The organism is Sphingobacterium haloxyli (assembly GCF_002980525.1).
Classification (GTDB): Bacteria; Bacteroidota; Bacteroidia; order Sphingobacteriales; family Sphingobacteriaceae; genus Sphingobacterium; species Sphingobacterium haloxyli.
The window spans coordinates 1-23,191 of record NZ_PVBQ01000025.1 but is presented as its reverse complement, the minus strand read 5'-3'; the positions used below and the strand labels follow the sequence as shown (position 1 = coordinate 23,191).

Annotated in this window: 24 protein-coding genes and 1 tRNA gene; 7 read left to right on the top strand and 18 right to left on the bottom strand. The window is 40.3% G+C overall.

Annotated elements, in window-relative coordinates; genetic code table 11:
* Positions 1-49 precede the first annotated feature (49 nt).
* Positions 50-1,384 carry a PDZ domain-containing protein gene (locus tag C5745_RS19105; RefSeq protein ID WP_105718617.1) on the bottom strand — a complete coding sequence of 445 codons (1,335 nt, stop codon included), beginning with the start codon at positions 1,382-1,384 and terminating at the stop codon, positions 50-52.
* A 265-nt stretch (positions 1,385-1,649) separates the two neighbouring features.
* Here C5745_RS19105 and C5745_RS19100 point away from each other — a divergent pair, with 265 nt between their 5' ends.
* Positions 1,650-2,684 (top strand): L,D-transpeptidase, encoded by a 1,035-nt coding sequence (locus C5745_RS19100; RefSeq protein WP_105718616.1) that lies wholly within the window; start codon positions 1,650-1,652, stop codon positions 2,682-2,684.
* 70 nt (positions 2,685-2,754) lie between these two features.
* Positions 2,755-3,525, top strand: coding sequence for a murein L,D-transpeptidase catalytic domain family protein (locus C5745_RS19095; protein WP_243403401.1), 771 nt, complete (start codon positions 2,755-2,757; stop codon positions 3,523-3,525).
* A gap of 6 nt (positions 3,526-3,531) precedes the next feature.
* Here the strand turns inward: C5745_RS19095 and C5745_RS19090 are convergent, their stop codons facing one another.
* The 4 genes from C5745_RS19090 to C5745_RS19075 form a co-directional block, all read right to left on the bottom strand.
* Complete coding sequence (locus C5745_RS19090; protein ID WP_105718615.1) at positions 3,532-5,121, bottom strand: ABC-F family ATP-binding cassette domain-containing protein; 1,590 nt, start codon at positions 5,119-5,121, stop codon at positions 3,532-3,534.
* A gap of 169 nt (positions 5,122-5,290) precedes the next feature.
* Positions 5,291-5,641 carry a DUF2200 domain-containing protein gene (locus C5745_RS19085; RefSeq protein WP_105718614.1) on the bottom strand — a complete coding sequence of 117 codons (351 nt, stop codon included), beginning with the start codon at positions 5,639-5,641 and terminating at the stop codon, positions 5,291-5,293.
* Between the two features lie 245 nt (positions 5,642-5,886).
* Positions 5,887-7,626 carry an ABC transporter ATP-binding protein gene (locus tag C5745_RS19080; RefSeq protein WP_105718626.1) on the bottom strand — a complete coding sequence of 580 codons (1,740 nt, stop codon included), beginning with the start codon at positions 7,624-7,626 and terminating at the stop codon, positions 5,887-5,889.
* A complete protein-coding gene (locus tag C5745_RS19075) occupies positions 7,607-9,412 on the bottom strand; it encodes an ABC transporter ATP-binding protein (RefSeq protein WP_207795855.1) in 1,806 nt (601 codons plus the stop codon). Before C5745_RS19075 ends, C5745_RS19080 begins: the two co-directional genes overlap by 20 nt.
* 229 nt (positions 9,413-9,641) lie before the next feature.
* On the opposite strand from C5745_RS19075, the gene C5745_RS19070 reads away from it, so the two are divergent.
* Entirely contained in the window at positions 9,642-10,487 is an 846-nt protein-coding gene (locus C5745_RS19070) for a helix-turn-helix transcriptional regulator (RefSeq protein WP_165793149.1), read from the top strand.
* On the opposite strand, the gene C5745_RS19065 is transcribed toward C5745_RS19070, so the two are convergent.
* From C5745_RS19065 to C5745_RS19030, 8 genes are all read right to left on the bottom strand, one after another.
* Entirely contained in the window at positions 10,477-11,316 is an 840-nt protein-coding gene (locus tag C5745_RS19065) for a penicillin-binding transpeptidase domain-containing protein (protein WP_105718612.1), read from the bottom strand. The two genes, C5745_RS19070 and C5745_RS19065, sit on opposite strands and share 11 nt — an antisense overlap.
* Before the next feature lie 9 nt (positions 11,317-11,325).
* Positions 11,326-11,718, bottom strand: coding sequence for a DUF1801 domain-containing protein (locus C5745_RS19060; protein ID WP_105718611.1), 393 nt, complete (start codon positions 11,716-11,718; stop codon positions 11,326-11,328).
* An 8-nt stretch (positions 11,719-11,726) separates the two neighbouring features.
* The gene (locus C5745_RS19055) at positions 11,727-12,053 is read right to left on the bottom strand and encodes a hypothetical protein (protein WP_133166400.1); all 327 of its coding nucleotides are present in this window, start codon (positions 12,051-12,053) and stop codon (positions 11,727-11,729) included.
* A gap of 104 nt (positions 12,054-12,157) precedes the next feature.
* Complete coding sequence (locus C5745_RS19050) at positions 12,158-12,718, bottom strand: dihydrofolate reductase family protein (RefSeq protein ID WP_133166399.1); 561 nt, start codon at positions 12,716-12,718, stop codon at positions 12,158-12,160.
* Between the two features lie 152 nt (positions 12,719-12,870).
* On the bottom strand, positions 12,871-13,227 hold the full coding sequence (locus tag C5745_RS19045) for a hypothetical protein (RefSeq protein ID WP_105718608.1): 357 nt from the start codon (positions 13,225-13,227) through the stop codon (positions 12,871-12,873).
* 300 nt (positions 13,228-13,527) lie between these two features.
* Positions 13,528-14,103, bottom strand: a complete 576-nt coding sequence (locus C5745_RS20340; RefSeq protein ID WP_165793148.1) for a helix-turn-helix domain-containing protein — start codon at positions 14,101-14,103, stop codon at positions 13,528-13,530.
* 578 nt (positions 14,104-14,681) lie between these two features.
* Positions 14,682-15,878 carry an MFS transporter gene (locus C5745_RS19035; RefSeq protein ID WP_105718606.1) on the bottom strand — a complete coding sequence of 399 codons (1,197 nt, stop codon included), beginning with the start codon at positions 15,876-15,878 and terminating at the stop codon, positions 14,682-14,684.
* A gap of 376 nt (positions 15,879-16,254) precedes the next feature.
* A tRNA-Ile gene (locus C5745_RS19030) sits at positions 16,255-16,328 on the bottom strand.
* Positions 16,329-16,664: 336 nt separating this feature from the next.
* Between C5745_RS19030 and rpsU the strand changes: the two genes are divergently transcribed.
* Positions 16,665-16,856, top strand: coding sequence for a 30S ribosomal protein S21 (rpsU, locus tag C5745_RS19025; protein ID WP_105718605.1), 192 nt, complete (start codon positions 16,665-16,667; stop codon positions 16,854-16,856).
* A 52-nt stretch (positions 16,857-16,908) separates the two neighbouring features.
* On the opposite strand, the gene C5745_RS19020 is transcribed toward rpsU, so the two are convergent.
* From C5745_RS19020 to C5745_RS19010, 3 genes are read right to left on the bottom strand one after another with little or no spacing between them, the layout of a single operon-like run.
* Positions 16,909-18,066 carry a glycosyltransferase family 4 protein gene (locus C5745_RS19020; RefSeq protein ID WP_105718604.1) on the bottom strand — a complete coding sequence of 386 codons (1,158 nt, stop codon included), beginning with the start codon at positions 18,064-18,066 and terminating at the stop codon, positions 16,909-16,911.
* A complete protein-coding gene (locus C5745_RS19015; protein ID WP_105718603.1) occupies positions 18,041-19,054 on the bottom strand; it encodes a lysylphosphatidylglycerol synthase transmembrane domain-containing protein in 1,014 nt (337 codons plus the stop codon). The genes C5745_RS19020 and C5745_RS19015 overlap by 26 nt, the downstream gene beginning before the upstream one ends.
* A complete protein-coding gene (locus tag C5745_RS19010) occupies positions 19,048-20,223 on the bottom strand; it encodes a glycosyltransferase family 4 protein (protein WP_105718602.1) in 1,176 nt (391 codons plus the stop codon). The genes C5745_RS19015 and C5745_RS19010 overlap by 7 nt, the downstream gene beginning before the upstream one ends.
* Before the next feature lie 186 nt (positions 20,224-20,409).
* Here C5745_RS19010 and C5745_RS19005 point away from each other — a divergent pair, with 186 nt between their 5' ends.
* Positions 20,410-21,381, top strand: coding sequence for an endonuclease/exonuclease/phosphatase family protein (locus C5745_RS19005; protein ID WP_105718601.1), 972 nt, complete (start codon positions 20,410-20,412; stop codon positions 21,379-21,381).
* Positions 21,382-21,392: 11 nt separating this feature from the next.
* On the opposite strand, the gene C5745_RS19000 is transcribed toward C5745_RS19005, so the two are convergent.
* On the bottom strand, positions 21,393-21,647 hold the full coding sequence (locus C5745_RS19000) for a hypothetical protein (RefSeq protein ID WP_105718600.1): 255 nt from the start codon (positions 21,645-21,647) through the stop codon (positions 21,393-21,395).
* Between the two features lie 53 nt (positions 21,648-21,700).
* Positions 21,701-21,946, bottom strand: coding sequence for a hypothetical protein (locus C5745_RS18995; protein WP_105718599.1), 246 nt, complete (start codon positions 21,944-21,946; stop codon positions 21,701-21,703).
* 137 nt (positions 21,947-22,083) lie between these two features.
* On the opposite strand from C5745_RS18995, the gene C5745_RS18990 reads away from it, so the two are divergent.
* Positions 22,084-22,557 (top strand): DUF2383 domain-containing protein, encoded by a 474-nt coding sequence (locus C5745_RS18990; RefSeq protein WP_105718598.1) that lies wholly within the window; start codon positions 22,084-22,086, stop codon positions 22,555-22,557.
* Positions 22,558-22,663: 106 nt separating this feature from the next.
* Entirely contained in the window at positions 22,664-23,041 is a 378-nt protein-coding gene (locus C5745_RS18985; protein WP_105718597.1) for a hypothetical protein, read from the top strand.
* Positions 23,042-23,191 lie beyond the last annotated feature (150 nt).

Sequence of the window (23,191 nt, the reverse complement as noted above, 5' to 3'; positions counted from 1 at the left end):
TAAATAACCATATTGTATCAATGAATATTGACGTCTCGGTTGAGATAAATTAAAAAGGAATTGGATCTACAAGCGGAAAACGTATATCATATTGTTCATCATCTCGTCGCAACGTAAGGCGAATAATTTCGCCCGGACGAGACTGCAATGCCCCCATAATCTTAGCTAAAGTTAATTTACCTGCAGGTTTTCCATTCACTTTAAGCAATGTATCACCAACCTGAACCCCTGCTTCGGCAGCAGGAGAATCTTTACGTACACCGGCTATCCGATAGGTAGGTTGCAATACAAAAGTATATTGGAACGCATCATTAGCTAGATTAATAGTAATTCCGTGGTCAGCTATTTTATTCTCGTCTTTTTTTGGTAAAACTGTTTTCACCAATTCTTTGCGCCAAATCATGCCATCGTGTCGCACTTCAATTCCTGCCATATTCAATAAGAATGGCTTAGCAAACATCTTGTTCTTGCGAAGATATAGTGCATTTTTACTGTAATCTATTAGCAAATGAAAGCGTTGCAACACTTGGTTTCCAACCGAGCCTATCCTATTTTCCGCTAATTTACTCATAAATAAAGCATTGGAATCCGGATAGGCCACGATAGGGTAGTTTAATGCAAAGTTCTGCAGTGCGACTTTTCTAATACGATTGCGCTTTCCATATATAGCGCCATTAAAACCACGGCCGATGTATTCTTCTACATAAGGTCCTTTGATATGGAAATCTGGAAGCAAGAAGGCAAACAGCATTAACGGTGAGGTATTTCCCATATCCAGCAACATCTTCCCTTTCAGCCAAGCAGTGTCGATCAACATATCAGCGTCGACGTAGGGTCGTTCATTTTCTATAGCTAACGGAACATATGTATATTTTCGAACGGATCTTCCATAATCGTAATCGGATGGGAATAGCGTTATGCGCTGTTTCTGATAATCTAGTTTTACGGCGAAACTATTGAAAAATTTAGAGCCGAGTATACCATTAATAGCTACGCCGACATCACTGGAGATATCCAACTCAACAGCTTGTATCACATATATCCAATGCAGAGAATCCACGGCTACGTTGCCAACCTCGATAACATTACCTGTCGATAGAATTCCTTCAACTCCATCTTCGATACCTATACCTCGAAACTTCATCTTATTTTGATTTTTCAAATACAGAGAGTCATCAGTATTTGCGAACAAAATCGTTTCTTTCACGCCTGTATCTAGCAGAAAGGAGAATGATATGCCATTGATAGTTAATGGTATCAGGACCACATTATTCACTAATTCAAATTTAAAGGACACTGGTTTACCACCGCGAACGTGGAATATCCCCTGGGATTTTGCTGACCAAGAGACACATGCTATCACTATGCAGATGAACCATTTCATTTTAATTATCTTACGTATAGGCTAATATAGAAGATTGTAAGTACAATTTGTACCTGTTGAACGAAATAAGGAAAAAAACATTTTTCAGTAGCATAATTACCGATGATTGTCTCATCTCCCTTGAATAAATGAGCTCATTACACTAGGTTTACTCGTAGAGGAAACGAAACTAGTGTGAATTAATTATATCTTTCTCTGAATGATAATTCATGCAAGTTATATATCTTTGCGGCAACAGCTTATCGACAAACTATTAACTCGATACATGAGAGTATATTTTACGTTATCACTTCTATTTATTTGCGCTGCGACTTGGTCTTGCAACCGAGGACACCAGCCCCAAAGAATTGACCCGGTAGAACAGCGAAGAGCAGATTCGCTGGAAATGGTTAGGAAAGCGGAAGAGGAAGAGCGAAAGAGACCAAGGACTGCTGATGACATTAAGCTTTCCAAAGAATTGACATACGACAAGCATACGTTGGAGGAAACTTATCCTTATAAAGATACTACTCGACATTTTCAACTAGATAAAATCAGAGAGAAACTTGCGTTTGTTGAAAATTTTCAACGAACACCGGCATCTTATGCCGTATTACAAAACCGAAAAAACAAAAACCGGGAAGCACCTTTGGTAAAGAATTACCATCGTAATGAATATAAACTCATTTCTGACTCGTTAGGTACTGAACGCTATCAAGCTGCCCCCCTTTATGTCGTAGGTGAAACAGAGGCTCCGACGATTTACGGACGAGATGGTGCACTTGCAAAATTGTTGACTAGCGATACATTAGATAGGGTGAAACTAGAGGGTGTGTCTTTCGAGGGTACGTGGGAGACGCCCAGCCGGTATGTGAAAACTATCGGTGACAGTGTAACGTTCCATCGTGTTGCTTTTGTGGACGTTACTAATCAAAATATACTTACAACAGAACGCACGGGAGATTGCCAATGGGTTATCCGAAGCATGAATCCCGCTACTTCCGGGGTTCATAAACCGCCCTATGCCCACGAAACGCCGTTAGGAATATTTGTCGTCCAGGAAAAGAAGGCCAAAATGTTTTATTTGAAAGATGGTACCAATACTATTCACGGTTATGCGCCTTATGCTAGCCGCTTTACAAATGGTGCTTATATACATGGTGTGCCGACGCAAAGTGTGAATGCACCTATTATAGAACATAGCTGGTCATTGGGAACGACGCCGCGATCGCACATGTGTGTACGCAATGCGTCCTCACATGCTAAATTTGTATACGATTGGGCAGAAACTTTCAATGCATTGGTTATCGTCATTGAATGATCTTGACATAATTTAACACTTTGATAATCAAATTAGTGCTACCTTTGCATTTGAATTTATTTTTTTGCCTATGCGTAGTTTAATATTAGTGCTGTTTACGTCGTTTTTAGTGAGTTATATACCGACTAGGCTAACAGAACATCTCCCAAAAGAAAAAGCAGTTGAAAATGCAATAAAGGAACCTCTTCCAAAAATCGACCAAACCAAACTCCTTTACCGTAAGATGAATTTGGAGTCTGTTTTGAAATACGAAGCCTTTGAACAGGCCATGCAGGGATATCAAACCTTGCAACCCAAATATGATCATATTCTAACGGTTATCGATTTTACATTGCCCTCAACTGAAAAAAGAATGGTTGTGTTGGATATGAAAAATGAAGAGATTTTATTCCATACGATTGTGTCGCACGGACGTAACTCCGGTGATAAATATGCTCGTTCTTTTTCGAATAAACATGGCTCCTATCAAAGTTCATTAGGATTTTATGAAACTGAAAACACCTATCAAGGCGGCAATGGCTATTCATTAGTCCTTAACGGGCTTGAAAAAGGCATTAATGACCAAGCAAAAGCAAGAGCTGTGGTAATACACGGTGCAGACTATTGCAGCGAATCGTTTATCAAATCTACGGGCCGTCTAGGACGGAGCTACGGGTGCCCGGCACTACCTCGTCATGTCACAAAGCCTATCATCAATAAAATAAAGAATGGTACACTTCTTTATATTTACGCGGATAATCCAGGATATATGGCGAGTACAAAAATTGTACAGCCCACGGACGACCAAGGTCTACTTGCTCAGCATGATATGGGTGTGGATAGTTTAGGAACACTGAATTAATTGTCCTCATAGGGCAATTATCGTTTCGATATTGATCTGTTCTAAGAACGTTTCATCGTGGGAGATTACGATTAATGTCCCACAATAGTCGTTGACGGCGTTGGTCAATATTCCGATATTCTGGATATCTAGATTGTTCGTGGGCTCATCCAAAATAATGATATCGGGTGATTGGTTCGTAATATTTAAACAACATAACATTAAACGCATTCTTTCTCCTCCACTCAACGAATTACAGGGCTTGTCCCAGCTATCTTTGGTAAACAAAAAACGGCTTAGTCTAACTTTAATCTCGTGTTCCTGCAACAAAGACCTATTGAATTTTTGTGCCTGTTCGTAAATCTTCAAACTGTTATTAATCAAAGAATATTCTTGATCGATGTAAATCGCTCTGCTATCGGATCGATAAACGGATCCAACCTGTGGTTCTATATTGCCTAAAATTAATTGGATTAATGTTGTTTTCCCCGAACCATTTACACCTTTTATGGCAATACGTTCTCCACTGACGATTTGCAGGTTAATATTTTCGTTCCAAAGATATTCTTCCTGTTTGTAGTAAAAGTTAATGTTGTTTGCGGTAAACAGATTTTTGCCCTTATGTAGTTTTGAGTGGTCAAATTCGAATTTCATTTGATCGGTTTCCGAAAACGAAGAGCGCAGGTCTTGAAGTTCTTGTTTAATATTTCCGATTTTTTCTGTGTGTACCCCTGAAATTTTGGCTGTACTTCGCTCTGCGCTGTTTTTCAACGTATTGGCAACTATTTTGGGAAGTCCCATTTTACCTACGTTCTTTTTCGCTCTGATGTCCAACTTTTGTTGCCGGTCAATCGTCTCGCGTTCCTTCTCTTTAGCCTTTCTCAATGCTTTTTCCTTACTGTGGATATCTTGCGTAAGTGCGTTGACTTCTATTTGTTTTTGTTGGACATAGAAGTCATAATTACCTCCATAGACCCTAATACCATTTTTATTGAGTTCACAGACGGTGTTTAAGATGTTCAGTAATTTCCGATCGTGACTTACAATAATAAGGGTTTGCTTTGTCTTTTGAATAAAGTCATACAAAAGCTGCCTGCCCATCATATCCAAATGGTTGCTTGGCTCATCTAATAAAACTAATTCGGGCTGACAAATGGCGACGCCTGCCAAAAACACCTTTGTTTTCTGCCCTCCGCTTAATGTTTCCATATTTTGTGATAAATTCAGATCGTTCAGGTGCCAATCACGGAGAACTTCATTACAACGCTCTTCGATCGTCCAATTATCGTCAAGCAAATCGTAATTTTCTTCTGAAACGTTACCTTTTAAAATTTCATGGAGCGCGTGCAATTTTTTATTAACTCCCAATGCCTCTGCAATCGTTAGGTGATTATATTGCCCGAACACCTGTGGAATATAATACGGTTTGTTTTCTATCTGGAATGTACCTGTCGATGGTTTTAGCGTCCCTGCAATAATTTTCAATAGCGTAGATTTTCCTATTCCGTTATTTCCGATCAACGCGATTTTCTCATTTGGATTAACGGTAAGATTGATGTTGCTGAGCAACAATTCCTTGTTAGGATGTATATATGATAAATTCTGGAGAACAAGCATAAGTTCTTTCTTTTAACGGTTAAACAAATCGCGCACAGCCTTTTAATGAGGCTCGTTGCATTCTAAACGCCTGAAAGAAATTATTTTACATGTGTTTACTATTAAATTGGAGTTAACAACGATACAGTTTTTATCTGAGTTTTATGCTTTTAATTAGAAGCACTCGCCGCTATTTCCTCAGAATTTTCTCCATTGACCTGCCTTTTGCTAGTTCGTCAATCAGTTTATCCAAATAGCGAACCTGCTGCATAAGTTTATCTTCTATATCTTCGACACGATAGCCACAAATCACACCTGTTATCTTTGAAGCATTGGGATTAATTTGGGGCGCTTTCATGAAAAAAGTCTCAAAATCAACTTTCTCATCCAACAGCCTTTGTAATGACTGCTCGTCATATCCAGTCAACCAAAATATGATTCCATCGACTTCTGCCTTTGTGCGTCCTTTTTTTTCCGCTTTTTGGATATAATGTGGGTAGACACCTGCAAACGACATTTTATAAACTCGGGTATTATTCATAGGAACTGATGCTTTGAATGTTACTACTGATCTAAATTACAATTTATTATTCGATCCCGTGTAATAACATATCTTATTTTAACCTTTACTAGCCTGCCCTTTCTCTTAGCTATATTTTTATAATCCCATTGAATATCGCGAGCTTTCGCCAACCATCGAGCCAGATCGTCCATATCCAGCTCATCAATAGCTTTAACGTATATATGGGCGTCCTTAAATTATTAATCACAGTGCTACCATCTCTGTTAATACTCTTTTTGGATATACCAGCTCCTTGCTTTCTCATACTGTTTATATAGCTTGGAAAAAACGCCGTTGCCGATCCTTAGCTCCGCAGGGTTACCTAATTCTACCACCTGTCCTTCATGTAAGGCGACTACTTGCGTAGCAGCCGCAAGGGTTGTTGGCCGATGTGCGATAACGATTACTGTACGTTTACCGTCACCGGCCAAATTGGCTATCGCACGGCTGATTGCCTGTTCGTTTTCGGGATCTAGCGCAGAGCTTGCTTCGTCAATCAGTACAATAGGTGCGTCTTTAAGAAATGCTCTTGCAATTGAAACCCGCTGACGTTCGCCACCTGACAACGACGTACCTGCTTCTCCAACTCTTGTTTCCCAACCATTAGGTAATCGCCCGATCATTTCGTCTAGGCATGCAAGTTCTGCTGCTTTTGCCAATTCCGCCTTGGATGCATCCGGTTTCGCGAGTCTTAGGTTATCCTCAATCGATGTGTCAAATAGATATACGTCCTGAAAGATAACAGCGATATGCTGCATCAAGCTATCGTAGTCGTATGATGTTATTTCCTTACCTCCAATACGGACAGTGCCGCTGTCGATATCAAAGAATCTCGCTATAATCCGTATCACGGTAGTCTTCCCTGAACCAGATGCTCCTACCAAAGCCGTGGTACTACCGGGAGGACAATGGAAAGAAACGCCGTTTAACGCTAAATTATTCCCGTAGGAATACCGTACGTTTTCTAGTGTTATATCTGCATCCTCAACTGTTTTTATGCCATTGTTGCGTTTTGGTAGACTCGGGGTATCAAGGATACCCTGAACCCTCGTTACCGCATTATTCATTGCACGCAAAGCACCTATCAACTCAATAAGGGAACCAAGCGGCTCAAGAAAGCGTACCGCAATTACAAACAGAGCGATGGTATCGGGTACCGAAAGCGTACCATCGACCAGTAACTGCGTGCCCAGCACAATCAATGCGATAAAGCCGCCCATGACCACGCCCGTATAAGTAAGATCGGGCCACATAGACTTTTGCAATCCCTTACGATAGGTAATACGATGTCCCTCCAGGGCTTCCTGCATACGTGACGTCCCTGTAACACCCAATCCGGCTGCACGGAGTACAGTTTGTGCCTGACCAAGTTCGACGGCACGTCCAGCGATTTCTGTCGCGGTTTCCTCAAGTTCCTCATCGGCGATAGCAGCAACGTTACCTGCGTGTCTTAACGCCACAAGTGCTAGCACCATGATACTCAACAATAGGAGAGCTATTCGCCAATCGACGAAAAACGTGACCAGAATAAGTGTAGCTGGCACCAATGTCGCGGTAATTGCCGGAGCACCGATAGTTACGGCGAGGTTTGGCGCGTTACCAACATCAGCCGTAATCGATCGTGCCATGCGCGCTTTCTGTTCCGTTGTGAACCATCCAAGCGGCAATGAGGTAATATGCTCCATCACGCGGTGCCTTAGTTTTGCGGTAAGCTCCATACTTGCAGTAAATCCTACTGGCGTTGCGATAATCGTCAATATCGCATAGACAAACAATCCTATTCCACCCACTATCAGCCACGGTTCAGCTGCAGAAAAATCTGGTTTTGGCTGCAATAGCACTCGTAAAACTGGTATTAGCATTCCTAGAAGTACACCTTGTAGAACCGCATTGATTGCATGTAGTGCGCCAAGCCTAATCAACAATCCGGGCTCGGGCCATAGATTATATAGTTTCTTTATCATATTGATTTTGGTTTTTTTGTTGTGCATTCCACATACGGCTGTAAAGTCCATTAGCGACAATCAATTCATTGTGCTTTCCTGTCTCAACGATTTGACCGCGGTCGATGACCACAATTTGATCGGCCTCCTTAATGGTATGCAACCGATGCGCGATGACAATCATTGTTTTTCCCGAAGCAAGTTTTGACAATGCATCCTGTACAGCTAGCTCGCTATCTGGATCGAGCGACGCCGTAGCCTCATCGAGTATAACAATTGGAGCTCCCGATAAAATCGCTCTGGCAATAGTCAGTCGTTGGCGCTCGCCCCCCGATAGTCCGCTAGAACCAGAACCTAGGATGGTATCATAACCATTGGGCAATTGTTCGATAACGTGATGGATCTGAGCAGCTTGGGCTGCCTCTTTAATTTCGGAAAATGATGCCCTAGGCTTACCGATGCGAATATTTTCAGCGACGGTATCTCGAAGGAGCACGATGTCCTGAAAAACTAGGGACATAGATGTTAGCAAGTGCTTGGACGGTATTGACCGTATGTCTACACCACCTATGCATATCGATCCAGCTGTCACGTCGTAGAAGCGAGGTAACAAATTGGCTAGTGTTGATTTCCCCGCCCCAGATGGTCCCACTAGCGCTGTTACAGTTCCAGGTTCACAGGTCATATTAATGTTTTTCAAAACCATATTATGTCCGTCATAGGCGAAAGAAACACCATTAAAAATGATTCGATGTCCTTGCACGTTTTGAGGTTGCGATGGTTCGGGTAACGGCTTTCGATTCAATAGATTTTCTATGTTTCCAGCAGACAACCGCCCTTTGCGTAGCCCCTGCCCACCATGTATTGCCGGTACAATTGACGTGGGCAGTCCAATTCCTACAATAAGAAATGGAATCAGGTCACCGATGGCAAGCGATCCGGAACGAACAAAAAATAGCCCCGATACCATCACTACCCCAAATACCGTCATCTCAGATGCTAATAGTCTCGCTAACGCGGAACTATATTTGGTTTCGGATACCCATGCAGACATTGCTTTCGTATGTTCGTCAACCGCCTTAGCAAATCGTCGCATCATTCGACCGCTTGTGCCAAACGTTTTTACGACGCTGATACCATCTGCATATTCTACACTAGCCGAGCTTATCCGAGCTTCCGCGGCAAGCAACTTACTCATATGCAATGTTATGGATCGCATGGCGATTCGATAGGAAACAAACATCAACGCGAGCACGGAGATCGTTACCGAGCCCATTCGCCAGTCGACCGCAACCAAGTAAGCGCTTCCCACCAGTATAGCAACTGCCGCACCAACAGTTTCGCGCAAGGAATGTGCTATTAATTGATGCATCTCTTCAAGGTCATTAGTCATAACCTTCTTTACGGCCGAAGCTCCCTTATATCGAAACCATCCTAACGGGAGTATTCCTAAATGCCGAACGATGCGAACACGTATGTTATGTAGAATTTCGGCATCTGCATAATGGCCAATACGTGATGAAAAGAATGTAAGCAGTAAACGTAAGAACGCACCAAGTAATCCGATGGTGACCCAGAGCCAAAGCTTGTCATGGGCGAAGGAGCCGCTCGATAAACTTAATGTGTGGCGGCCAATCTCCGCAATGGCTATGTAAGGAGCCAAACCAGCTGCCGCAGCAATTGCAGACAGCAAGGTTGCGGCAAGTAGCTTTAAACGGACAGGTTGTAATAGACGGCCTAAAGCCCCGGGGCTCATGAGAGAAGGATGATCATTTGGGTCTGTCGTGTCGATAAGGTTATCTGTCATTGTTATTTTATATTAATTCTAAATAGTGTATATTTGGGTATCATTATTTATACAAAATTCTGTGTTTTGAGTATTGATTGTCAACGTGCTGGGAAAGATAATCAACGAGAAAGGAATTAATATGGGATACCATCTGGCATTGGATAACGAACGATTCTGTTTGTCCAACCAATATTTTACCGAAAGTCTATCTAAGTCCAATTACTCGATTGAGCACCCACACGTATCTATGGATTTGGTGGATATTGCAAATCAAAATTTTCATATGACTTGGGGCACCTTCAGAGCCTCAACCGAATCAACGTTGACAGAACATTTCGATACAGCCTCTGTTGTATCTCATTTCCAGTTATCTGCCCCGACCAACGTAAAGGAGTTTTGCGTCTATCACCAACAGCCTAAAAAATACACGCATGATATTCCAAAAACAAAAAGCGGTCAGAAATCCCAGTTTTTCGAAGTGGCTATTGAATTATCTTTTTTTGAGAAAATATACACCCCGGATAGCCGGTTCCTTGATACGATGCATAAACAATTACTGCTTACAACTTCTACCGCCTCCCCTTTTCGAGCAACTATCACGCCTGCAATGAAAGCTTTAATCAGTGACATTGGCACGCATAATTATAAAGGGCATTTAATGTCGGTTTATCTAGAAATAAAAACTATGGAACTTTTTCTGATGCAGATTCAGGAGATGGATAGGCAAACTTCACTAAAAAAATGTCAGTTATCCTCGTATGACGTAGCGTGCCTTCATGATGCTAAAAACTTTATTGAGCAACATTTTAATCAATCCATTTCAATTGTAGGGTTAGCACAGCAAGTTGGAATCAATCAGACCAAACTTAAGGCGGGTTTTAAAGAGCTTTTTGGTAATACCGTTTTCGGTTTCATCCGGGATCTGCAAATGGAAAAAGCGCGACATTTACTCCTTGATGAGAAGAGATACGTTGGTGAAGTGGCAGATATAGTAGGGTATAAACATGCACATCATTTTGCCGCCGCTTTCAAGCGCAAATATGGTATTTTGCCCAGCGAATTAAAAAGTAATTATTGTCACACTAATCGATAATTTCCAGTTCTTTTAGGATTGCCTTGGATATTGCTATTCGGCACGATCCGAAATCGTGTCGATTGTTTTTACGGTTTTGCAGCAGTCTGGACACGAAGATATAAGCTCCTTTCTCTTTCTCAATAAATCCAACCCACCAGCCCGTATTGATGCCATTTTCGCGTGTCCATCCCGTTTTAGAAAATAGTGTGTAAGACCCGCTGACCTCAGTTTTCATAATTTTTTTGACAATATCCATATTACGTTTCGAAAAAGGTAGACTACCTTGTTGCAATCTCTTAAGAAACGTAAGCTGTGCGAAGGGTGTCAACTCAAATTTGCCAAAATTCCAGAAGTCGCTTCGCTCAGCGATAGCCGAAGGATCTCCATATCCGCATAAGGTCAAGTATTTTTCATAGTTATGCTTGCCAATTCTATGCGCAAGCTCTAGGAAGACCCACACTGCTGAAGTTCGGAAAGCTTCTTCAACGGTCATGTCATTATAAATATCCGGGCGGTATCCGTACTTTATCGTGTCTGTAACACCCGGCCACTTAACAATGTAATGTTCGTCAGGAATAATTCCGGTTTCTAGCGCTATTAAACTATTTATTATTTTAAATGTTGAAGCCGGAAGCGAGGGACCGTAGATCGACGCCACATCGGATGCAAAAAGTTTATCTCTCGAGGTGTCATAAACGAGTACTGTCCCCTCTACGCCGCAATCCTCAAAATAACGCTGCGCATTCGGTATACTGCATAATTCCGAAAAATCATGATGATCGAGCTGTGCAAATGATTCTGAAAACAAACTTAGAAAGACTACGACCACTTTTAATCTTTTAAACATACCGCCCCTTCATTTTAATCGTATAAGTTTACCTTTCCGTCTGACAACATTTTTATAGTCCCACTGAATATCCCTAGCTTTCGAGAGCCATCGAGTTAATTCCTCCAAATTGAGCATATCGATAGAATTAACATATATATGGGCATCCTTAAATTTTCCTGTTCCTGATACAAGTCGCTCTTCCTCGAAGCTCTCGCCACTCCAAAACATCAACCTGATGCCACCTTTTAATTTATTATAACCAACAACGGGGTTGTCATCAAGAAACCATACCGGATGCCGATGCCAAATTTTGCTTGTAGCCTCCGGTAAAGCACGATTGATTTCTTCGGCGAGAAAAGTGCAAATCCGCGCTTCCTCAGTAGACAAACGTTCGTTATATAATTTGATATCTTTAGTCATATGTGCACCTAATTAGTTTGGTTTAAATTTATGCTTCTTCGGTAAATTTCCAAAAAACTTAATGCAATATTATCTACCAAAACGTGATGTTCTTTCCATGCGCCATAAACATTCAGTCCCCATATCCTTATCATTTGTTTACAGTTGTCTTCGCTTGTAGCACTGTCTTTAACGGATTTAACCGTGATGCTCCCCCGTTCCAGTACGCTTGGAGGAGACAAGTATTCCAAGCTATTACTGACTTTATCTTTTTCTTTAAAAGCCACAAATACATAACAAAATACGATTGAAGTAGATAAAATGTTGATGATGGTCAAAAAATCCTGTTTTTTCATTCGTATATTTTTTTTCAACGACGATGAAGCCATCAGATTTATTCATCCCCTTTTTGTGTTCGAATAAACCATGATGGCTTCATAAATGCTGAGTAAGTTTTATGTTAGATTTGATTATCAACCTCGTAATATAGGCCTACTAGGCCCGAACGGTATTGCTTTGATTTAGTCAGATGCAATGGAAGACGTCGTTGTATCTCCTTAAACAATGGAATTCCACCTCCTAAGATAATTGGATTGATCCCGATGCGGATTTCATCTACCAACCGGAGGTTAAGCATCGAGGTGATCAATCCGGATCCGCCGAACAGCCAAATATTTTTTCCTTGTGTTGATTTCAGTTCGATTACATTTTTTTTTACGTTATTGCGGACGACCTCAGGATTTCCTCCCAAGTTACCCTCTGATCTTGAGAAGACAATTTTTCTCATCGAATTTACTTTATCGTAGAATTGTTTTTCAAATAACGAGCTAGCTTGAGACGGAACGTAGTTTCCGAAACGCTCATAGCTCGTCCGACCATATAAAACCGTATCAATCTCGTCTGTAAAAGAGACAAGTTCCTCTCCATTTTCATCATCGAAAATCATCCAATCTACTTCTCGATTCGGACCTTCTATAAATCCGTCAAGCGAAACCGCTAAGTCCAATATTATTTTTCGCATATCATTATGTTTATTTAGTATAATCACTTTAAGATACGGTAATTTACAATCCTTTTTTTGACTATCAAACACAGTCGAAACTAGCAAATCATATTTTTGAAAATTTTCGTTTTACGACTGCTGATTGCACCTCGTTGACAACAGCCGGGATTTTATTCTTTGTTTTTCAACTTGAGCTTTTGTGATAACGCTTTGATACGGCTGAGCACGGTATCAACGTAGTATCGTACCTCCTCCAAGTTGTATTTTCCGCCGATGACCGTCGATACACCTTCTACGACAAGTTCCAATAGAACGTCGCCTTTATTTTCCTTAACATTAAAAATATAATCTACACCATGTTCTATATCCCAATGTAGTATTGTGGTCATTCCTTCAGAAACATGAAGCTCCTTAAACGAATCAAATCCCTTTTCCCATTCTTTAATATACCTGTGCTGTACCAACACTTCTCTAATTATAGTCACATCTGCTCCAATCGAAATACAGCCCTTAACGAAATCTGTCATTATTTATCATGTTTAGTTTGTGAATGTTGTTAGTTGGCGAAGCCAATCTATTTAAATATCGTTACAAAGCTAAGGGCTAAGAATATGTTGAACGCCCTCCATTATCAACTCGAACGCCCAAAAAAGACAAAAATAAAAAGCTAAAAAAGAGGTGTTTACAGGTTTATCCTTATAAAGCCGAACGAATAGCAATCGATCCGAAAGGTTTCGGCCTGAGTTTGAAACCAACTTTTCCCCGCGCCAGGCGATTTGATTTGAATATCTCTAGAAGCGTTAGCAGATACCCAAGATGAGCAATAATTAGGACTGTATATTGTTTCTTCTGTATTCCGTGGGGGTATAGTTTGTCATTTTCTTAAAGGTGGTGTTAAAAGCGGTTTTTGAGTTAAAGCCAGCTTCGTAAGCTATTACCAAGACGTTAAACCGGTTATAATCGGGGTTTTTTAATAACTCTTTTGCTTTGCAAACCCTATATCGATTAATAAAATTGAAGAAATTTTCTCCAAATGCTGTATTGATCAAATAAGAAAGCTGATGGCTAGACAGATCCATTTGCTCAGCGAGCCTAACGAGGTTCAGCTCACTATTCAGGTACGGTCTTTCATTTTCCATGAGTTGGAGTAATCTTTCCTTTAATTGATCCAAGTCAGCGTCTTCGATGACCTTGACTCTAGATCCTCCCACTTCTTGCTCATTTAATGTACTATCGCTGACGATACCAGAAAGTTCCATTCCCTGCGGAAAAATTTCCTTTTGTCGAAGCGAATAAAAAGCTACTAAATAAACCACTCCAACGAAGAAAAGATTGATATAGATGTTTAGCGATTCGGCTTTCGTTAAAAAATTATATGCCGTGACTATAATTGCTGATCCCATAAAGGTATACGTTATGTACTTAATCCAGCGCAGGTCTATTTTTTCGGTATAGGAATGAAAAGACCTTATAATACGTTGGTGTTTCAAAATTTTTAAATGAGCCCATACTATGTAAAATATAGAGTGTCCTAAAAAAAATATGATGGAGCAAAGTTCAAGAAATTCGTTTTTAACACTTGGTGTAAATAATAGAAACACTAAAAACACCATGGGGGCAACGGCAATCCATCCGTTCCTCCATGTTAACTTTGTATCTGGGTTAGTATAAAACTTGACACTTAAAATGAAAGATATAGGTACTAAAAATTGAAAAAATCTTAGGATGATGAATAGGGCACTTGTTGTGTTGATATATTCTGGAAATAAAAGTTCATCAAGCCAGAAAGTCGACCATTGACATGTAAAAATGCCAAATAATAGGTTCGCCTGCCGGTTAACGGATGTTACATTACTGAGGTGGAGAAACGACAACAACAGTAGTCCTCCGACTATCAATATGGTGACAATAAGATCTAGATTCATGTGTCTAAAATTACATTTAAAACGCAAAAAAGGAAAATTGCTAAACAACATTCTTATCAGTCCGATTTTTCCTTTTTGTTTTCCGAATATAAATAGTTGGTTGATACAAGAAATAGTTGTACGAAGACTATCCCAGCAATACAAAAAAAGAGCGTGGGGTATCCAAAATTTTGTGCAACATATCCCGATAGAAATACTATCGGATTATAGACCAAGCTCGACAAGAAATTTTGCAAGGAATAATCTGTTGCCTCCGTGCCAATCCGCACATGTCGCATAGCCACATCGTTTAATACCATGCCGGTTAAACCGAGCATACTGCCCATAGCCAAGCATAGAAATATAATTATAGCTGTTTGTGAAGATGAAACATAACTTAATAGAAATGCTGAGGCAATGGCTATGATATTGGCCACAATAGCAATTATCAACTTCGTCCGTATTTCTGCTCGTTTAAAAACAAGGCCAGCGATAAGCCCAGAAGCCACCGCAGCGCCCATGCCCCATATACCGAAAATATATCCGACTTCGGCGAGACCGAGACCTTTGTCTATCAACTGAGGATTAGAAAAATAAAAAGCGACATTGGCAGGGATTTTCAATAAAAGCAAAAGAGGTATCCATTTTTTTAATTTAGCATCTTTAAAATATTCAAGCATTTGTCGTATCGAAACGTCCGATCTTGTGTCCGGTTTCTTGCTGTATTTATTATAACGAATTGTAGCTATCACCGGAATCAGTGTTACAATAGTCAGCAATGTAATAGTTGCACCCCACCCCAGTCGGTCATAGACAAGTAGTACTCCGCCACCTCCAATCAATAACCCGAAATAGCCGCCACCTGCTTGTAAGCCGTTTCCTATGCTCTTTTCCTTATCCGTTAATGATGTAATTGCGAACGCATCCATGGCGATATCCTGTACACTCATACAAAAAACCGCAAGGGTAAACAATATAAGCAACCCGTATAAGTTATCGACGTATAGAAAGCTCGCCGGAAAAAGGAATAGTGCATACAAAATACACGCAGTGGATACCCATTGGAAGTAACTCTTCCCAAATCGATCAACGAGTGGCGCCCATAAGAAACTTAGGGCATAGGGAATCATAACAAGCGATAAATAGCCGATTTTATCCAATCCAATGCCTTCCAATCGCATGATTGTTAGTAATGCCGTTCCCATAAATGCTATGGGAATGGATTGAGTGAAGTATAGTAAACCGATAATAGCGTATTTCGTACTGATCTTCATCGATGTTGAATTCTAAAAGCTAAGGGCACGCCACAATTTTATCATTGGCAAAGCATTAAATTTGATGCGAATATTGGTTAAAAAAGATCCAACATGACCACGCAAGAAGAATAAAAATAAACCCGAGAAGAACTTTGGTATATCCAGTACTTCGACAATGTTTTTCTAATTATCAAGATACTTAAGGACCTGTGGACAGAAACCAACTCGTTGACAAACTTCGTGGGGTTGTTCTATATCCCCAATAAATGCCAAGTCAATCTTTCTACGCCGGTTCCTTCAGATACATAACGATTCGGTGTGGGCAAATCCGTTGGAATACATTAAAAACGAAAAAAGTCGCCTTCCCTTGCGGAAAGACGACTTTTTCAATTTGTGCGCCCACCTGGGCTCGAACCAGGGACCAAAAGATTATGAGTCTTCTACTCTAACCAACTGAGCTATAGGCGCGAGATTTTATAAAATTTCAAAAGCGTTACGTGCGTTCCCTTTTGATGATGCAATTATCGATATTTGTTGGGAGAAAACAAAATTTTATACGTAAAAAATTAAAAATAGTATCCCTGAAAAAGACGACCATGCGTAGCGCACCAGATTTACCAATACATTAGTAAAAATATAGCATATCAATATCAGCGAACTACACATACTAGTTCCGCCGGCAATATCGTAAGACGTTAACATTGCAAACATTTATTCGACGATTCCTTTTGACATACAAATTATTTCTCTATCTTTGCACACACAAAAAAATATTAAAGGGCACGAAAGGGGGTATTTAACAGCATGATTATCGTAAATGTAAAAGAAGGAGAATCTTTAGACAGAGCGTTGAAACGTTTCAAAAAGAAATTTGAAAAAACTGGTGTATTACGTGAACTTCGTTCTCGTCAAGCATACGAGAAAAAATCAGTAACTCGTCGTACCCAGATTAAGAAAGCAATCTACAAACAACAATTAAACCAAGAAAGCGTTTAACACTGTTTGTTATGATATCAATTAAAGAGGCTATAAATAGCCTCTTTTTTTGTCATATCATCAGTTTTTTAAATAATGACGCATAACCTTTCACCATCTTATCCCAGCCAAAATGAGCTAACGTGTAGGTACGGAAAGAATCAGATTGTTGCTTCCCCGTGTTATTATATAACAATTCTTGTATCGCCAGCAACCAGGCCTCCACATTCTCCGGTTCCACCTGTATCCCATTTTTTTGATGTTGGATCGCGTCGGTGATTCCGTCTACAGCCGAAGCGAGCACTACGGTTCCACAGACACTCGCTTCTAAACACACCAAGCCAAAGCCTTCCATATCCCCTTCTACTCTAATATTAGGCATTACAAATGCCTCGGCATGACTTAACAGGACCCCCAATTCATCCATTGGCAGTTTTCCCACGTGTGTTGTTCGTTCATTATATTTTCCGTCATTCAACAGACGGTATATGTCTTTCTGGTCAGAAGGATACCCCATAAATAACGTATAAAGTTCACGCCAACGTTTGGGTAGACGCGTCAACCACTTTTCTGTTTTCGGCAAGTCGTTAGAAAATGGTCCTGCCATCACTAAATAACAGTCATCTGGCAATTGGGGCAATACCTCCCGGATAAACCAAGAGAATCCTTTGCGCTTAACGGGGCGGCCTAATGCCACCAAAATCTTTCTGCTAGATGGTAAGTTATACTTCTGTCGAAACTCTTCCCAGCTTTTCAAACAACTTTTGGGCTTCAATTGATGATCTATTCCATTGGCGATAACCGAGATTTTTCTTTCCTCAACGCCTCTGCTTATTGCAGCCGCAGCGGTCGCACGGCTGACTGCTACAATATGGTCATAACGATTGAACCGCGGTAAAATAAATTTTTGATAGATACTAAGAGGGAAAACAACATCCAATCCATGAAGCGTAACTACCCTTCGCAGATGATCGTAACCTACGTGCCAGAGACTAACCGCCGCTATCAAACCATCGTTGAAATGTACGAGTTCAATTTTAGGATATCGATGTATCATAGCCAAAATGCGACCGTTCAATTTACGGAAAAAGTGAAAATAGCTTTCTTCTCTTTTATATACAATTTTCCGTACCGTAGCATAAGCATGCATGCCTTCAATCAATTCATAACTCTGTTTTTCCATACCTCCCGTAGCCGGCGGGTATTTATGACTGACGAACAGGATTTCCATGTCTGAAAACTTTAGATATATCTTTTCGGATTAATATATACCAGACTGCTCCTATCAAAATCCAGCATAGCTGGCGCGCCCGGCGAAGTATCGATACGGTAATCCAGACGGTAGCGGCCTGAATACCAATAGCGGCCAGTACCACTTTATTTCCTATCTCCTCAACGCCTATTTGTCCTGGCACGAACGCTCCAATACTTTTAATCGCGATCACACCCATGTCCAACAATACCCCCTGCATTAACCAGACATCAAAACCCAAGAAGCGAAGAATAAAATAAAATTCCATACTGCCCACCACCCAATGTAAAAAGAAAAAGAAATATGACCACCAAAAGAGTGACCTTTTATGTTGGAAAAAGTACTGTGTTTCATGAACTAAATTGGAAATAGTCGACCTAATTCGTTTCCACAAACCGGTACGGTCGCCCATTTCAACGTTACGTATTCGTTTTTTGTTGAGCAAATAGAAAAACAATATCTTCAGCGCCAGCGACAACGTTACCGCTACAAGCACGGCATACAACCAGAATATGGGAAGCTGATCGCTAGAAGTAACTAATAACCAGCATAGTGATAGGATAAAAAGGCACAGTTGTGACAGGACGGCCGTAACACGCGATATGACCACGGATGCTGCCGCATTATCGTCTGAAATCAAGTAAGATTTCAACATCTCCGTTTTTAGCATATCTCCCCCTACCACGCTCGATGGATTATAGAGGCCCACGGTTTCGCCAATCTGCCGGACACCGAAGAGTTCCCATAATGAAAGTTCGTTCCTTTGCGGGCCTAGGCACACCCACCAAGCGATCGTTCCGAACAAATACGCTATGAACGTAATTAATAGAATGATAATAAATTTGCTGCCGATTTTCATAAGTTCCTGAAAAACAGCTATAAAATCAATTTGCGTAATAAAAATAACTATGGGAAGAACGATGCAGACGAGTAATAGAATTCTCAGTCCTTTTTTATTCATCAACATGCTGCCCAGACCATACCCTCACTTGGTTCTATTCCTAATCGCGTTACTTCATCGAAATAACGATCTGTTAAGTTCTTCCAATTTAATTTTTGTGCGTAATTAAGTCCGGTATCACTGATAAACTTATGTAACGTCGAATCCGAGAGTAACATCCGAATATAGATAAGGTAATCTCCGGCGGATTTCGGTAAGCATTTATAGCCAGTTTGCCCATGACGTACCAAATCCGCGCTTCCTCCACCATCAGCAATGACGCAGGGAAGACCAGAAGCCATCGCCTCTATCACTACGTTTCCGTAGGTTTCGGAAATAGACGGAAAAACGAATATATCAGACGAAGCGTACAACTTTGCGAGTTCGCTATGCGGCAACTTTCCCATAAAAATTGCTGTTGGCATTTGCCGCTTCATCTCCTCTCCGGCCGGCCCATCACCTACGATTATAAAGTTATGTGCCAGCTGTGTTTCCTGAAGGCGCTTATAAATGTCAATCAATGTTTGTATATTTTTTTCCCATACGAGTCTACTGGCGAATAAAATATTCGGGTTTTCATTTCCTGTTAATTCTCGCATATACGCGACATCCCGTTTTCGTGGATTAAAAAGCTCTAGATCAATCCCTCGTTGCCATAAAACCATTTTTTGTTTTGCTACACCAAGATTTTCCAATTGCCTTTTCATCGCGCATGAAGGAACATATACGACGTCGCAATGATTGTAAAATCGAGAAGTGGCGGACTTCATCCAGCGTTGTACTGGTTTGATAAGCGTGGGCACCTTGCGGAAGTAATACGGTATGTAAGAAAGAAAATTGGTATGATAAAGACTGATGACGGGAATATTTCGCGATTGTGCATACCGTAGAGCGAAAAAACCCAAGAAAGATGGTGTCGCAATATGGATAACGTGTGGTTGAAAAGCATCCAACTCCTGTTTAATCTGACCCTTTACTAACGCCGGCAAGCTGACACTATAATCTTTGTTTAAGCCCGTATTGAGCGTGGGTACACGGATAGAATCATGGCCGTCGATTCGTTCGGGGCCTTTTCCATAAATAAAACAGAAGGAAAAGCGATTCGGGTCTATTCTGTTGATGATTTGAAACATAGTGCGGGCCGCCCCGTCGTATTCTTCAAATAATATCTCTGCAAAAAAAGCTATTCTTATCATATGCCTAGATGTTTATTTTACGAAAATAGATAGTTTATATTTTCTTAAGAGAAACTGAATATTAATGATTTATGAAGTTTTTGATCTCATTCATACTCTACTCATAATTTCAACATAAAAGCGTAACCGTCACTTTACAAACAAATAATAAATATCATCTAGTTTTGAGATATAAAAACGATATACATGATAATCGATAGGGTCTGGCATAAAATGAAGCATTGGCGAAAAGTATTATCTGTTTCTTTCGTCCCCATCTTTTTTGGTTTCTATCTGACCAAAATCACAGATTTTCCGACTTCTTCTTCAAGTTATACAGAAGTCCGTTCGGGTGAGTTAGAAGAGATAGATGAGGGCGAATTGTCCCTATTGACGTATAATGTAGCAGGCCTTCCGGATTTCCTTTCGTCCGCAACAAGTTCTCGCGCTCGCAGTATAAAAGAAATTTCTGGAAAGATTAACCGCTTTGATGTCGTCAATGTCCAAGAAGATTTCCATTATCATCAAATACTTTACGGAAATACAAATAAGCACCGCTATCGAACGGCGCATAAAACAGCAGTACCATATGGGGATGGTCTCAATACCTTATCCCGATACCCTTTAAGGAAAACGGAACGTATTTCCTGGCAACATTGCAATGGGTCTGATTGCCTTGCGGCCAAAGGATTCTCCTTTACTCAGATCGAAATAGCAAAGGGTGTTAGCATCGATGTTTATAATGTCCATGCCACGGCTCATGACAATGGGTCCGCAGCGGCAGCACGTAAGAAAAATTTGCTGCAATTAGCTGAATATATTAATACGCATTCTGTGGGAAACGCCATCATTGTAATGGGCGATTTCAATGCCCATTTTAGTGCCGCTTGGGATAATATGGGTCGATTTACACAACAAACTGGCTTGCAGGACGTATGGACAACGTTAATGAAAAACGGAGAATGCCCAGTTGCCCGTACGAGTTTCATTCCAAAGGAAAAGCTCGCCCTTACGGACAGCTGTGAAAGCATTGATAAAATTTTTTTTCGAAATAGTGCATATCTTGAATTCACTCCTTCGCGATATAAAGTAGAAAAACAACATTTCTCTACTGACGACGGTATCGCGCTTTCCGATCACTATGCGATTTCGAGCATATTGAAGTGGCGAAAAAAATGATATTACTTAATTTAATCTTCAGAAAAAAAGCGCACTTCTTGTTGAGTATGGATGTTTCTAAAGCTGACGAAGGCGTGTTCCTTCAAATTGTGTAAGAGCTCGTAATTAGGGTCGGCAGCAAGGGCTTGCTCGATCTTTTTCAAAACAAGAACCGCTTCTCCATCATCCAAGCATGTTTTATAAAGCTCTTCGGAAAAAACACCTAAGTTTTTGTCTTCCAAACTTTTAATAATTCTGATAGGTCGTCCTGGCAATTTCTCTTCCATATCTTAAGAACCTTCTTAACCTGAAAAAGTTCGTTGTAAGAAACGCGAATCGATTAGTCTACTTTCGTAAATTCCGCGATCAATTCATGTGTCTTCTCTTGAATATCTTTAGGAAGTTTATCAAATACATCGTGGTTTAACGTTAACAGCCCCTCCTTTTTGTACATGTCGGGAGTGTAGAAGCATTCCTGCAAGGAATTAACTTTTGATGTTTTGGTTTTAAAATATTTGCTAAATTTTTCCTCTATTCTGTTCACAAGCTTATCAAGCTGATCTTTTGTAATTGTATTGGTTTCCATATTTAATTCACATATTTTTAAAAACAACTGAAACCACAAGATGTTCTAATTATTTGCTATAAAGTTGTCTTGATAAAAATCCCCTATAAACAGAATCACTGTCAAGTTGTTCTTCTATAACAATATTTATATGTTTTATGAAGAACAACAAAGATACACACACCGATCAGTTGCACGATTTCATTCAAATCTTGACGGAGCGGGTAGAAGTTTATGCAAATGCTATTGCTTCGGTAGATACTGATAAGGACGTAGATCTCATTGCATTTTATGAAAAATGTATGCAATTATCTCAGCAATTCAAATCCGAGCTCCTCGTGCTATTACCAAAAGAAGGCATATCTCCCTCAGAAAGACAGTGGACGGCCGGCACATTATATCAAAAATGGGAAAAACGGAACCCTTGTATAGAGCCCTCAGGTCGAGAACAGGCGCTGGAATCGTGTATACGAATGGAAGAATTTATAAAAGACACTTTTAAACAGATGCTTTTACTTCCAAACACTTTTTCTGAAAATACAACCGCTACCCTCCAAAGTCAGGCAGCACTCCAACAAGAAATATACGAGCTGCTAAAAGACTGGAGAAGTGGAAGCAATAACTTGACGTGAGGCAAAAATGGATGTTAATTATTGTTAACAAATCTTCACCGAAGATTATTGGCATCTCTATTGTAACACATACGTGACAAATAATGATTAATTAAAAAGCAGATATATGAAAACGAGTATTAAAATTTTAAGTCTATTGTTTATCACCTTTCTCGCCTTCACTTCTTGTAGCAAAGATGATGATCCTGCAGACAATGATCTCTTTCTAGGCAAGTATGAAGGACGTATCTCTTTTACCAGTGAAGATGATGATGATGTAGCAGAAAGAGATGGTTCTGTGACAGTAACAAAGGTTGGAAACAACTACACATTTAATTTTTCTGACGGCATCCCTTCGATTGGCAACATTGAAATGGACAAAGGAGACAACAGTATGCTGGTTTGGGAAGATGGAGAAATTGGCACTATCCGAATCACGGCTTCAAGTTTGAACATTGCTTACGCAAAGGATGGTCGAATATGGACGGCTGATTGTTCAAGATAAATTAATGTATAACACGAAATAAGTGAGGCCGTCTCAAAAATAACTGAGGCGGCTTTTTCATTTTTGGAGGTTTCCCAATATTTTTATCGAAGGTTTTCTGTTTTTCTGATTCTGTAATGGTTTTGGGAAGACCGGAAGGCATGTTCTGTT